Source organism: Streptomyces hazeniae (assembly GCF_031845485.1).
In the GTDB taxonomy this organism is placed as follows: domain Bacteria; phylum Actinomycetota; class Actinomycetes; order Streptomycetales; family Streptomycetaceae; genus Streptomyces; species Streptomyces hazeniae.
Genome location: NZ_JAVREQ010000011.1, coordinates 48,046 through 61,237, shown reverse-complemented (window position 1 = coordinate 61,237; position 13,192 = coordinate 48,046). Strand labels below are relative to the sequence as shown.

Here is a 13,192-nt window from a genome sequence, read left to right as displayed (position 1 = left end):
GCCGCGCCGTCCGTGCACCGTTCTTCCGCCCGCCGCCGTCTCCCACCGTGTCCGAACGTCGGGTGGCCCGCGGGCGGACCTCTCGTGAACGACCCCGCCCCCGCCCCGTCCGGTGGCGTGGCGGGGCCGTCGATCCCTTAGGTTTGTTGCGGCGGGGAACCAACGAGACGAATGGGCTGACTGTGCAGACACACGGAGAGGGTGCGGCGCCGCGCACACCGCTCGACCGCATGCCCGAGTGGCGGGCGCTGGCCGCACACCGCGACGCACTCGGAGACGTACACCTGCGCGACCTCTTCGCGCAGGACCCCGGCCGGGCCGAGCGGTACGGCGTCCAGGTCGGCGACCTCCACCTGGACTACTCCAAACAGCTGGTCACCGACGAGACGCTGCGGCTGCTGCGCGACCTGGCCTCCGCCGCGGACGTCGCCGGCCTGCGGGATGCCATGTTCCGCGGCGAACGGATCAACATCACCGAGGACCGCGCCGTGCTGCACACCGCGCTGCGCGCCCCGCGGGACGCGGTCGTCGAGGTCGACGGCGAGAACGTCGTCCCCGAGGTGCACGCGGTCCTCGACCGCATGAGCGCGTTCGCGGAAGCCGTACGGGGCGGCAAGTGGGCCGGGCACACCGGCCTGCCGATCCGGGCCGTGGTCAACATCGGCATCGGCGGCTCCGACCTCGGGCCGGCCATGGCGTACGAGGCGCTGCGCCCCTACACCCGCCGCGACCTGGACGTCCGCTTCGTCTCCAACGTCGACGGCGCCGACCTTCACGAGGCGCTGCACGGCCTGGATCCGGCCACCACGCTGTTCGTGGTCGCCTCCAAGACGTTCACGACCATCGAGACCCTCACCAACGCGCACGCCGCCAAGCGGTGGCTGCTGGAGAGCCCGGGCGGCGACGCGTCGGCCGTCGCGAAGCACTTCGTCGCTCTGTCGACGAACGCCGCGAAGGTCGCCGAGTTCGGCATCGACACCTCGCACATGTTCGAGTTCTGGGACTGGGTCGGCGGCCGCTACAGCTACGACTCCGCGATCGGCCTCTCGCTGATGATCGCCATCGGCCCGGACCGGTTCCGCGAGATGCTGGACGGCTTCCGCCTCGTCGACGAGCACTTCCGCACCGCGCCGCCCGAGCGGAACGCGCCGCTGCTCCTCGGCCTGCTCGGCGTCTGGTACGGCGGTTTCTTCGACGCCCAGGCGCACGCCGTGCTGCCGTACTCGCACTACCTGTCCCGCTTCACCGCCTACCTCCAGCAGCTCGACATGGAGTCCAACGGCAAGTCCACCGACCGCGAGGGCCGGCCGGTGGACTGGCAGACGGGCCCCGTCGTCTGGGGCACCCCCGGCACCAACGGGCAGCACGCCTACTACCAGTTGCTGCACCAGGGCACCAAGCTGGTCCCGGCCGACCTGGTGGGCTTCGCCCGCCCGGTCGCCGGACTCGGCGAACTCGCCGGCCAGCACGACCTGCTGATGGCCAACCTCTTCGCCCAGGGACAGGCCCTCGCCTTCGGCAAGACCGAGGAGGAGGTCCGTGCCGAGGGCGTCCCGGACGCACAGGTCCCGCACCGCGTCTTCCCCGGCAACCGCCCCACGACCACCCTCCTGGCCCCGGAGCTGACCCCGTCGGTGCTCGGCCAGCTCATCGCCCTCTACGAGCACAAGGTGTTCGTCCAGGGCGCGATCTGGGACATCGACAGCTTCGACCAGTGGGGCGTCGAACTCGGCAAGGTCCTCGCCAAGCGCATCGAACCCGCCCTGACCGAGGGCTCCGAAGTGGAGGGCCTCGACCCCTCCACCACGGCCCTCGTCGCCCGCTACCGCACGCTGCGCGGCCGCTGACCAGCCGACGCGGGCCCGCCGGCCGGGCGGGCCCGCACGGCACCCGTGGCTCGTCCATCGGCGCAACGAGGGGGAACCGAGGCGCGTGCACACTCCTTTCGCCGACAAGGCCCGCACGCCGGGACCCGCGCGGCACCGTCGGCTGCCGGCCGTCCTGTGGCTCGTCGCGGTATCCGTGGTGCTGCTCGCCGCGCGGATCCTCTTCGGCGGGGACACCCACCACGACTGCGCGTACCTCGGCCCGTCACTGCCGATGTATGTCACGGCGTGGGCCGCACCCGTCGCGTCGGCGGCAGCATGGCTGCTCTGGGGATCGGCCGTCCGCCGCGGGCATCGTCCGACGTCCGGCCGGAAGGGGAGGGCGGCTGCCGCGGCAGTGTGTGCGCTGCCTCTGTTGCTCCTCGCCGAGATGCTGGTCCTGTACTGGACGTACGCCCCCGACCCGGCAGGCGGAACAGGGTGCAGCGGCCTGAGTGCCTTCCCTTGAGAAGTGCTGCCAGCGGGCGACCCCGAGGCATGCCGACGGCCCGCCGCCGGAAACGATCCGGCGGCGGACCGGTCGCTCAGTCGCCCGCGGCGAACTCCACGAACGCCGCCCAGCCGGCGTGCGGGAGAGACAGCACGGGTCCGGTCGTGTCCTTGGAGTCCCGGATATGGACCGTGCCGTGCCGACCGGCGACCTCGATGCACTCACCGCCGTCACCGGCGCTGTAGCTGCTCTTGAACCAGCTCAAGCACTCGGCTTCGTGTTCGGCCATTGCCCCACTCATCTCTCTCCCAGCAGCTTCTTGATCAGGACGAGGGACGCGTCAGGCGTCAGGGCCTGCGCGCGCAGGATTCCGTACGCTGCTTCCAGCTCACGGACCTTGCAACGCCCAGTGTGAACGCGGCTGTCCCCCTGTACTTCTGTATAGGCGATCCTCCGCCCGTTCCGGTCCTCGATCAAGGTGAAGGGGCCAGCCAGCCCCGCGTGCTGCTCTCGCGTGAGTGGCATCAGCTGGATTTCGACGTTGCGTCGCTGTCCGGCAGCCAAGAGCTCCTCAAGCTGCCCTCGCCAGACAGTGGAGCCGCCGAGGCGACGATGGAGACTCGCTTCCTCCATGACGAAGCTGAGATGCGGAAGCGGCCTCCGGGAGAAGATCTCCTGCCGGGCCAGGCGTGCGGCGACGCGCTGTTCGATCGTGTCCTCGTCCAGGAGAGGCCGCCACATGGCGAAGACGGCGCGCGCGTAGTCCTCGGTCTGCAGCAGCCCCGGCACCGCCTGGGTCGCGTAGACGTGCAGTTCGAGCGCCTCGCGCTCCAGCCGGGCGGCGTCGCGGAAGAAGGCCGGGTACTGCGCCCGGGCGACCTCCTCCTTGCCGGCGCTCAGCAGACCACCGGCGTCGAGTACCTCGTCGGCCTGGTCGATGAAGGAGGGGGAGGGGATGCGGCGTCCCTGCTCGAAGGCGGCGATCGTGGAAGGGGAGTAGCCTGTTCGCGAGCCGAGGTCCGTCCGTTCCAGGCCGGCGCGCTTGCGGCTCAATTTCAACTGCCGGCCGAAGACCTGCAGGATGCCGGACCCGTGGTCGGGGTCCTGCTCCGACGACCGCTGGTGTTCGTCCATCGCTCCGCCCCTCCGAGGCATCCGTTCGCCGACTCGCCTGCCGTGCACCGCTCTTGGCGCTCAACGGGGAAGTGAGGGCGGCCGTCACGCTCCGCGACGCGTACACGTTCCGCGTGGACGCGTACAGACGCCGCTGTGTCCCCGTCGTTCCTGGCCGGATGCGGGCACGCACGGCAGCATGCGACCGCAAGGACCGAAAGCATCGGTCGTGCGCCGGAGGGAGACGACATGGGGAAGCACAGGGGAGAGCCGTCGGACAAGCCGTGGACTCCGCCGCCGGAGCCGCCGAGCCCGGACGGCGACAACCCCGGCCACGCGTAGCCGTCGCCATGGACCACCGAGACGTGTGCGCCCGCGCGGTGGCGGCCAAGGGCGGCTTCGGCGCGGAATGGGTGCGGGACGCGTTCCTGGCCGTCGACCGCGCGGACTTCGTGCCGGGCAGGGTCTGGTCGCAGTCGGCCGACCGGGACGGGCTGTACCCGGTGCTCGATCGCGAGCGGGACCCCGGCGGCTGGTACCGGGCCGTCTGGGACCCGCACCGCAGCGTCGTCACGCAGATGGACGACGGCGCGCTGCCCGTGCACGCCGCGCGTGGCGACTTCACCAGTTCGGTGTCGGCACCCGACATCGTGTGCACCAAGCTGTCCCGGCTCGGCCTCGAGCCGGGACACCGGGTGCTGGAACTGGGCACCGGCAGCGGGTACGCCACCGCCCTGCTGTGCGAACGGGTCGGCGACGGCAACGTCACGACGCTGGAGATCGATCCCGAGCTGTCCGCCCGGGGCGCAGCCAATCTCGCCAGGGCCGGCTACCACCCCGAGGTCGTGTGCGGGGACGGTCTGGCGGGGCACCCGGCCTCGGGGCCGTTCGACCGCGTGATCGCCACCGCGGCCGTGCGGCACGTCCCCCGGGCCTGGCCGGCCCAGTGCACCGACGGCGCGGTGATCCTCACCCCGTTCGGGACGTGCTTCGCGAACGGCGGGTTGCTCAGGCTCACGGTGGCCCGCGGCAGGGCGACCGGCCGCTTTGTGGGGACGGCCCGCTACATGTGGGTGCGCAGCGAACGCCCCAGCCGTGCGCTGCACCCGCCCGAGACGTGCCGCAGGGCGGCGTCCCCCCTCGATCCCGGGCAGGTCATGGGCGGTCCCTGGGCGCAGGACTTCGCGCTCGGCCTGTGGGTGCCCGACGTCGGTCACGCACACCGCGGCGACGGCGAGGAACGCCAGGTGCAGTTCTGGGACCAGACGGGCACCTCGGTGACGCTCGTGTCGTACGGCGGCTGGTACGAACCCGCCGCGGTGGTCGCGTACGGCCCCAGGGACCTGTGGCCGGAGGTCGTCGCCGCGTACACGAGCTGGCGCACGGCCGGGCAGCCGGACCTCGGCCGCTTCGGCGTCACCGTCTCCGATCGCGGTCAGCACGCGTGGCTGGACGATCCGGAGACCGTCATCGCGGAGCACCTGCCGTGAACCCCGGGCGGGCGCCGAGCCGCGGCACGGTGGGGGGCCCTTGCCGGCGGGCCGCCGTTTCGCGGTCGCCGGGCAGGCGCATACGGGGGGCGGATGTCCGTCCCCGCCGTACGCCCCTCGTGCTTCCGCGGAAAGGGCCGTCGGCGGGGGTGCCGGGAAATGCGGCGGGAGGCCGTATGGAGATTCTGCGAAGGGCGCCGCGCGGCGGTCTTCGGGGCCCTGTGCGGCACCGGGTGTCAGGCCGCCGCGCCGGGGTCGGCAGGGGGTGTTCCGGGAGGGTCGCGAGGACGTCGGGAAAGGCGCCCTGAACTGGCCTTTTCCGGCGGGTGCCGACCCCCGCGAGGTGGCACCCACAGAACGTTCGATTCCGTGATCGAAGACGGCCTTCCAGGGGTCCAACTCGACTGGCGGAACTGACCCCAGAGATGTCTTGACACGCCCGGAACCGTGACCTCACAGTGGGCGCTACGCACAACGCAATCAGAAGCGTTCAATGCGTATTTCCGCCGAACATTTTTCATGGCGCCGTCATGCGGGCTTGCTACTGCGTGCCCAGCGGGTGCTATTCGAGCTGCCCATACCACCGCCGAAACAGCCTGCGGGCGCATCGGCGGAAACGGGCTGTGCAATTCCGCACGTGTCGATAAGTGACTGGAAAGGGTGAGTGCCGAAATGACGCAGACCGCCGTCGAGACGCCTTTGCAGGTCCTCGAGCATGAACCCTATCTGCAGGTCACATGGCGCGACACGGAGACACCCGCCCGCGGCTTCGTGGTCATCGACCAGCTGGTCACCGGGATCGCGACCGGGGGGCTGCGCATGCGGCCCGGCTGCACCCTCCACGAGGTCGGCGAACTCGCCCGCGAGATGACGCTCAAGATGGGCGCCTTCGGCATTCACGTCGGCGGCGCGAAGGGCGGTATCGACTTCGACCCGGCCGACCCGCGCGCGGAGGAGGTCCGGGAACGGTTCCTCCAGGGCGTGCGCCCGCTCCTGGAGCGCTTCTGGGTCACCGCGGGAGACCTCGGCACCCAGCAGGAGCAGCTCGACCAGACCTTCGCGCGGATCGGCATGGGCGACACGTCCTTCCACGCCGCCGTGGTCCGGGCCGAGGACGAGGCCGAGGTCCGCGCCCGCATCCGGCAGGCGTCGGACACCCGCACCGAAGGGCTCAAGCTGTCCGAGCTGGTCGGCGGCTACGGCGTGGCCGAGGCCGCCCTCGCCGCCCTGGAGGAGCGGCACATCCCGGCCGACGGGGCGCGGGCCGTGGTGCAGGGATTCGGCGCCATGGGCGGCTCCACCGCCCTCTACCTGGCCCGGGCCGGCGTGAAGATCGTCGGCATCACCGACGCCCGGGGCATGATCCGCAACGCCGCACGCGGCCTCGACGTCGAGCTTCTGCTGGCCGCACGGACCTCGTCCGGCCTCATCGACCGGTCCGCGCTGCGGGAGGACGACGAGGAAGTCCCCGGCGACGAGTGGCTGAGCCAGGACGTGGACGTGCTGGTGCCGGCGGCCGTGTCGTACACGATCACCGCCGACAACTGCGACCGCGTCCGCGGCAGCCTGATCGTGGAGGCGGCGAACGTGCCGACCACACCGGAGGCGGAGCAGCGCCTGCTGGAGCGGGGCGTCACCGTGATCCCGGACTTCATCGCCAACACCGGCGCCGCCGCCGGTGCCTGGTGGGTCATCCTCGGCGAGGTCGTGAGCCCCGTCGGCGCGTGCAGCCGCCTGTCCGCGCAGATCCGTCCACTGGTGGCCGGCCTGATGAGCCGGGCCGCGGCCACGGGCGGCTCGGTGCGACAGACCGCGGTGCTCTTCGCCCGCGAGAACTCGCAGCGCATGATCCGCGAGAACGGCGGAGCGGTCGCCTTCCGCGACCTCTACACCGCCACCCAGCCGGGCCACGACGTCGCCGCCGCGGAGGTGCCGCCGCTGCCGCGCGAGGTGCCGGACGTCGTCCCGGCCGTCGTCCTGGACGTGCGCCCCGAGGCTGTCGCCGTGCCGGACGCGGACACGCCCCCGGTTCCGCTGAACGGCTCCTACCCGGAGGCCGCCGACCTGCTCGACGGTCCGGTCGACACCGGCTTCCAGGCCCCCGACGCCGTGCCCGCCTACTGGCCCGGCGACGCGGGCACCGGAACCCCCTGACCGCACGCGCACCCCGTCGACGGCCCCCCGCCCCCCCCGGGGCCCGCGCCGGACACGCCCCCGCCGGCGCCCCGCCGCCCCGGCCCCCCGCCCCGCCCGCCCCCCCCCCGGGACCCGGAGCTTCGTCCAGCTGACCGTCCCCGGAATGCCGTCCGCGTCGTCCCCGGAGTAGCCGAGCTTCCGCTGCCACGCCGCGTACGACGCGCGGTCCACGTCCGTCCACCGCGGCCCCGGGCCGACCTCGTAGCGGCCGCAGTCCTCCTCGACCAGGCGCTCACCCATCCGGGTGATGATCGTGCTGCGCTGCCCGTCATGGAAGAAGTCGGCGCCCGGGAAGGGCTCGAACTCCGGACCCTGCGGCGGACGGCCGAGCCGGGCGGCGATCCGGTCCCGCATGCCGTTCATGGAGAAGCCGCGCGGGTCGACCTTGCCCGGCTGCCACTCCAGGTGCCCGATGACCGACCGCTCGGTCCAGCCGTACGCACGGCACACGGCGGCGGCCGCCTTCTCGATCGCCTCCAGCTGCGCCTCCGGCCACGGGTCCTTCCCGTCGCCCATGTTGATGCACTCGAACCCGTAGAAGCGGGCGTTGCCGTCGGTGTTGGACTCGTTGTCCCGGGGGAGCGACGCCGACTCGTCGATGACCGCGCGCAGGACGTCGTCGTCACCCAGCCCGGCGTGGTTCGCGCGGCCGTTGCCGACCAGCCACACCGAGCCGTCCTTGGCGATGACGCCGTGACACAGCGGGCCCGGCAGCGACGCGTAGCCGTCGTAGCACAGGCGCACCGAACTGTCCGTGCCACGGGTGACGGTGTGATGGATCATCACGCCGTTGATCGGCCCCCAGGCACCCTTGTGATTGCGGTTGTGGGTCCGCCAGCTGCGGTACTCGTGGACCTCCAGGCCCTCCTCGCGAAGGATTCTGACGAACCGGGACGCGCTCAGGGGCGTAGCCATGGGTCTGAACTCCCTTCCTCATGGAGCCGTTGAACGCGGCCCCGACGACCGGCTGTTCCCGTCTCCGGGAAGGTGCGCACGGTCTCCTCCTGGCGTTCTACCCATCCTGCGGCCACATGACTGCGTGTCACCCGCGCCGGGTCCGGCACGGGGCTGCACCGCTGCGACTGCGCCCCCCGGACGTCAAGAAGGGCTTTCCGGTCAGACTTCCTCCGCGCCCACCCTCCCCGCATCCAGGTCTTCGGGGCCCGGTTCGCCTCCGTTTCGCTGGCCGGAAACGCCCCCTGGACCCTGCGGGCTCTTGACCGCGGTCCGGCGGCGGCTAGATTTCCCTCGGTGGTACGGCCGTGGGCGCTGTAAGCGCTGTCGGTGGAGACGTCGGGCACGACATTCAACGGGGGCGGCACCATGGAGCCGAGTCGGCATGCGGAGCGGTCAGCCGGCTTACTCCTTTCCGCTCGGGACGCGTTGGTCGCGGAATTCGGCGACAGCGAGAAGCTTCCGCGTGCCGCCGTGCATCTCGTCGAATGCGCCATGGCCGTGGTGGAACTGCTGCCCAAGGGCGACGACGTGGAGACGGCCAGGGAGGCGCTGAGCGCGGCCAGAGCCGCGGTGCACACGGCGACCTGCGTCGTGCGCAGCGTGCACGACGACGGCCGGAGGACCCCGTACTGATCCGGCACTGCCATCGAAATCTCGCGGGACGAACTCAACGAGGGGATCCAACATGCTCACTGCCGGTGTGAAACTGACGCAGAGTGGCGGCGTCGCGTTATTGGACGGCGACCGTCTGGCGTTCAACATCGAGATCCAGAAGCTGCGGAACGGTGCGCGCTACAGCGATGTCGAGGAACTCCAGGACGTCTCCGCGATCCTTTCCGCGGAGGGTTACAAGACGGCCGACGTCGACCGGTGGGCGATCGACGGCTGGGACGGCGCCGTCGACGGCCGCGTCTCCCTGCTGAACGCCGGCCGTCCTCTCGAACTGACCGTCGCGCCCTACCGCGAGACCGACGCGGTGCCCAACCCCGCCACCCCCGGATACCACGGCGAGTTCACGCTGGGCGGCGAGGCGCGGAGCTACGCCAGCTACGTGCACGTGGCGAGCCACCTCGCCGCCGCCTACTGCACCAGCCCGTTCGCGCAGCGCGGCGAGCCCACCATGGTCATGGTGTGGGACGGCGGCTGCTTCCCCCGCCTCTACTGCGTCGACGCCGACGGCAGGGTGGAACCCGGCGGTGAGGTCTTCCCCCTGATCGGCCACACCTATGCGATGGCGTCCCAGCACTGGGGGCCGTACCGGCGGACGGCGAAGTCGAGTCACGTCGACGATCTCGCGGTGGCCGGCAAGATGATGGCCTACATCGCGCTGGGCACGCCCCGGCGGGAGATCCAGGAGGTGTTCGCGGAACTCTTCCACGAGCACTTCGAGGCCGACAGCCCGCGCGTCCGCGCCTACCGCGAGAAGATCATCGGATGCGGCAGCACGGGGGAGCCCTCGCACGGCTACGTGCACGCCTTCCTGCGGGACGTGCACGACCGCACCACGGCCCTGGGCGTGTCCGACGAGGACGTGCTCGCCAGCGTGCACGCCTTCCTCGAGGAACTGCTCCTGGAACGCGTGGTCGCCAAGATCCGCGCCTGGAAGGGCGACGAGCCCTGGAACCTGTGCTTCGCCGGCGGCTGCGCCCTGAACATCAAGTGGAACAGCGCGCTGCGCAGCCACCCGGCGATCAAGGCCATGTGGGTGCCGCCCTTCCCCGACGACTCCGGCTCCGCCGTCGGCGCGGCCTGCCTGCGCGCCTCGGCCGACGGCATGCTCGGCCCGGTGCGGTGGGGGACCCTGCTCGGACCGGAACTCGTCCGCACCCCCCACGTGCCGCACGGCTGGACCATCTCGCCCTGCCGTCCGGAGGAGCTCGCCCGGATCCTGCACCGCACCGGAAAGGCGGCCGTGCTGCTGAACGGGCGCGCCGAGCTGGGCCCGCGGGCGCTCGGAGCGCGCAGCATCATCGCCCCGGCGGTGGACCCGGACATGAAGAAGCACCTCAACGACGTGAAGAAGCGGGAGCACTACCGGCCCGTCGCGCCGATCTGCCTCGTCGAGCACGCGCCGGAGATCTTCGACCCGGGCACCCCGGACCCGCACATGCTCTTCGAGCACCGGGTGCGTCCGGACTGGGTGGACCGCATCCCGGCGATCCTGCACCTGGACGGCACCGCCCGGCTGCAGACCGTCAGCCAGGACGACGACCCGAACCTGGCCGCGGTCCTCCGCGAGTACCACAAGTGGAGCGGCATCCCGGTGCTGTGCAACACCAGCGCGAACTACAACGGCAGCAGCTTCTTCCCCGACGCGGCCTCGGCCATGGAGTGGGGGCGCCTCGACCTGGTCTGGGCCGAAGGGGTCCTCTACCAGCGCGCGTTCGGTGACACCACGCACTGACGGAACCACTCGGCTGAGGACACAGGACGGGTCCGGGCGGCGAGCCCGGCGGGAGGACGGAAGACTTCGCATGCGCCAAGCACCTCGCACGATGGTGATATCCCTGCAGAAGGCCGGCACCCATCTCATGCAGGGACTGATGGTCCAGCTGGGCTACAAGATGGCGGGCGTCCCCCGCCCCTCGCCGGACAACGTGCCGGAGTTCGGGGACGAGGAGCTGCTGCAGATCGCCTCCGTCACCCGGTCCGCCGACGACTGGGCCGCCCTGCGGAAGCTGTCCGGTGACGAGCTCCGCCGCGCCACCCGGCACGACTGGACGGCGCTCGGCTGGAGCTGGCAGCGCCGGCTCGGGCAGCGGGTCGTCAACCGGTACGGGCAGCGTTCCTACGACCACGCCGACGAGGTCATCACCAACCCGCACATCTCCTACTCGCGGTTCGCCGACACCCCGCCCGGCCTGTGCTGGATCTTCCACGAGCTGGACATCGACAAGGTCGACGGGGCGTTCCTCGACGAGTGGGTGAGAACCGCCGCGCCGCCGCTCTTCCTCAACTTCCGGGACCCCCGGGACACCGTGATCTCCATGATCAACTTCCTGGAGGGGCGGACGCCGGCCGGCTACGGCAACTTCTACGAGTTCGACGTCTTCCACCGCACGCTCCGCTCGATGAAGACCTGGGAGGAGAAGATCGACTACGCCCTGCGCGACCCGTCCTTCCTGGGCCGCGACCAGTTCGAACGGTCGATGTGGCTGCTCCGGCACCCGGACGTCTGCACCGTCCGCTTCGAGGACCTGGTCGGGCCCAAGGGCGGCGGCTCGCGGGAGCGGCAGGTCGGGGCGCTCTCGCGCATCCTGACGCACCTCTCCTCCGACATCGACGCCGAGGAGATCGTGGACCGCATCTACAACGAGAGCTCCTGGAGCTTCTTCAAGGGGCGGTCCGGCGCCTGGCAGGAACACTTCACCGACCGCAACGCCGAGCGCTTCCGCGAGCAGTTCGGCGACCTCGTCGAGCAGTACGGATACACGTGGTGACACCGAACGTCCCGGACGCGTCCCGCCCACCGGCCTTCGTGCTGCTGGGCGGGCTCCGCGTCATCCTGCGCAACTCCGTCTACCTGACCGAACTCCGCGACCGCGGACTGAAGGTCCTGGTCCTCACCTCCGAGGACTGGCGCGCCGAGACGCTGCGGGCCATGCGGTCCGGGGAGGAGCCGGGCGCGCTGATCGACGACGCCGGTTTCGTCGAGGGCGACGTGGCGATCGAGGGCGGATTCACCTCCGGCGTGATCGCGCACCTGATGGAGTGGCGCAGCCGCTACCGCATCACCGGCGTCTTCGCCGCCGGGGAGATACTCGTGGAGCAGACCGGCGTCGCCGCCGATCTGCTGGGCGTTCCGTCGCCCGGGCTCCGGGCCACCAGGATCTGCCGCAGCAAGTACCTGCAACGCGCCTACCTGCCCGAGTTCAGCCCCCAAGTGCGGGTGGTCCCGCCCAACGGCCGGGACGCCCTCCCGGCGTCGGAGCTGCCGTACCCCGCCGTACTCAAACCGGCAGCGCGCAGGTCCAGTTCCGGTGTACGCCGGATCGGCGGCCCGCAGGAACTCGCCGCCGCGCTGGCGTCCTACCCGGCGGGCGAGACGCTGCTGGTCGAGGAGGCGGTGGACGGCCCCGAGTACTCGGTCGAAGCCGTGGTCCAGCACGGGAACGTCGTCTTCGACTCGGTCACCGCCAAACGCACCAACGAGCAGGGCACCGACCGGTTCGTGGAGATGGGGCACACCGTTCCCGCCCCCGACGGCCCGGAGACCCGGCAGCTGCTGGAGGCCAACCGGGCGGTGGTGGCGCGGCTCGGCTTCGAGGACGGCATCGTGCACACGGAACTGCGCACCACCGCCGCCGGCACCGTGGTGCTGATGGAGGTCGCCGCCCGCACCCCGGGCGACGGCATCCTGCACCTCTACCACCTGGCCACCGGGCGCCCGCTGGAGCGGGAGATCCTCCGGACGGCGCTGGGCGAGACCGTCCACGCCCCGGCCCCGCACAGGGTGGCGCGGCAGGTCTACCTGGAGACGCCGCAGGGCGTGCTGGAGGACGTGAAGGTGCGTCACCCGCAGTGCGCGGCGCCCGTATGGGCGGCCGACGGCGAGGCATGGCCCCCGCTGCGGCCCGGCGCGCCGCAGGACCCGCCCGCGCTGCGCGCGGTCCTGGTGCTGCGGAGACGCGGCGATAGCATCGGCCCGCTGACGGAGTCGGGTGACCGCGTGGTCACGTTCCTCATCGACGCCGCCACCACCGCGGAACTCGACGCGCTGGAGGCCGAGGTGCGGGCGTCCGTCGACGTGACCGTCAGACGGTAGCGAGGAGGCGGGGACACCCGTCCCCGCCCCGCGCTGCCCGGACCAGTCGGATCTCACCTGTGAGGTGCTCGTCATGTGGATCGTGGAACTCGCCTTCGACGGCAGCCCGGAGCGGCTGGAGGCACGCCCGGCGCACCGGGAGAAGCTGGACGAACTGCACGCGAAGGGCCTGGTGCGGATGGCCGGGCCGCTCGCCGACGACTCCGGTGCGGTGCTCGTCTTCGACGTGGACGACCGCGCCGCACTCGACGGACTGCTCGCCGCCGACCCCTACTTCGGCACCACCGGAGTCGAGGTCGCACAGGTGAGGGAATGGCGGCCGTTCCTGACCTGACCACCGGGGGACGGGACGCGG

11 protein-coding genes and 1 pseudogene are annotated in these 13,192 nt (G+C 71.6%); 9 read left to right on the top strand and 3 right to left on the bottom strand.

Translation table 11 applies throughout. From position 1 onward, the window contains the following. The first annotated feature begins 230 nt into the window (after positions 1 to 230). Both pgi and RM572_RS14080 read left to right on the top strand, forming a co-directional pair. Positions 231 to 1,847 carry a glucose-6-phosphate isomerase gene (gene pgi / locus RM572_RS14085; RefSeq protein WP_311673760.1) on the top strand — a complete coding sequence of 539 codons (1,617 nt, stop codon included), beginning with the start codon at positions 231 to 233 and terminating at the stop codon, positions 1,845 to 1,847. A gap of 85 nt (positions 1,848 to 1,932) precedes the next feature. Next, the gene (locus tag RM572_RS14080) at positions 1,933 to 2,334 is read left to right on the top strand and encodes a hypothetical protein (RefSeq protein WP_311673667.1); all 402 of its coding nucleotides are present in this window, start codon (positions 1,933 to 1,935) and stop codon (positions 2,332 to 2,334) included. A 76-nt stretch (positions 2,335 to 2,410) separates the two neighbouring features. Here the strand turns inward: RM572_RS14080 and RM572_RS14075 are convergent, their stop codons facing one another. Then, positions 2,411 to 2,605 carry a DUF397 domain-containing protein gene (locus RM572_RS14075; RefSeq protein WP_311673666.1) on the bottom strand — a complete coding sequence of 65 codons (195 nt, stop codon included), beginning with the start codon at positions 2,603 to 2,605 and terminating at the stop codon, positions 2,411 to 2,413. An 8-nt stretch (positions 2,606 to 2,613) separates the two neighbouring features. Beyond that, positions 2,614 to 3,450, bottom strand: a complete 837-nt coding sequence (locus RM572_RS14070) for a helix-turn-helix domain-containing protein (RefSeq protein WP_311673665.1) — start codon at positions 3,448 to 3,450, stop codon at positions 2,614 to 2,616. A 329-nt stretch (positions 3,451 to 3,779) separates the two neighbouring features. On the opposite strand from RM572_RS14070, the gene RM572_RS14065 reads away from it, so the two are divergent. Both RM572_RS14065 and RM572_RS14060 read left to right on the top strand, forming a co-directional pair. After that, a complete protein-coding gene (locus tag RM572_RS14065) occupies positions 3,780 to 4,919 on the top strand; it encodes a methyltransferase domain-containing protein (RefSeq protein WP_311673664.1) in 1,140 nt (379 codons plus the stop codon). 672 nt (positions 4,920 to 5,591) lie between these two features. Beyond that, a complete protein-coding gene (locus tag RM572_RS14060; RefSeq protein WP_311673663.1) occupies positions 5,592 to 7,073 on the top strand; it encodes a Glu/Leu/Phe/Val dehydrogenase dimerization domain-containing protein in 1,482 nt (493 codons plus the stop codon). A gap of 102 nt (positions 7,074 to 7,175) precedes the next feature. On the opposite strand, the pseudogene RM572_RS14055 reads toward RM572_RS14060, so the two are convergent. Then, positions 7,176 to 8,030: pseudogene (locus tag RM572_RS14055) on the bottom strand (peptidoglycan-binding protein); the annotation flags it as partial. A 468-nt stretch (positions 8,031 to 8,498) separates the two neighbouring features. Between RM572_RS14055 and RM572_RS14050 the strand changes: the two are divergent. The 5 genes from RM572_RS14050 (at position 8,499) to RM572_RS14030 (ending at position 13,171) form a co-directional block, all read left to right on the top strand. Then, complete coding sequence (locus tag RM572_RS14050) at positions 8,499 to 8,705, top strand: hypothetical protein (RefSeq protein ID WP_158687288.1); 207 nt, start codon at positions 8,499 to 8,501, stop codon at positions 8,703 to 8,705. Between the two features lie 52 nt (positions 8,706 to 8,757). Continuing rightward, complete coding sequence (locus tag RM572_RS14045) at positions 8,758 to 10,476, top strand: carbamoyltransferase N-terminal domain-containing protein (RefSeq protein ID WP_311673662.1); 1,719 nt, start codon at positions 8,758 to 8,760, stop codon at positions 10,474 to 10,476. Between the two features lie 70 nt (positions 10,477 to 10,546). Continuing rightward, positions 10,547 to 11,512, top strand: coding sequence for a sulfotransferase family protein (locus RM572_RS14040; protein WP_311673661.1), 966 nt, complete (start codon positions 10,547 to 10,549; stop codon positions 11,510 to 11,512). After that, positions 11,509 to 12,837 carry an ATP-grasp domain-containing protein gene (locus RM572_RS14035; RefSeq protein ID WP_311673660.1) on the top strand — a complete coding sequence of 443 codons (1,329 nt, stop codon included), beginning with the start codon at positions 11,509 to 11,511 and terminating at the stop codon, positions 12,835 to 12,837. The genes RM572_RS14040 and RM572_RS14035 overlap by 4 nt, the downstream gene beginning before the upstream one ends. Positions 12,838 to 12,910: 73 nt before the next feature. Continuing rightward, the gene (locus RM572_RS14030) at positions 12,911 to 13,171 is read left to right on the top strand and encodes a YciI family protein (protein ID WP_037789046.1); all 261 of its coding nucleotides are present in this window, start codon (positions 12,911 to 12,913) and stop codon (positions 13,169 to 13,171) included. Positions 13,172 to 13,192: the final 21 nt, after the last annotated feature.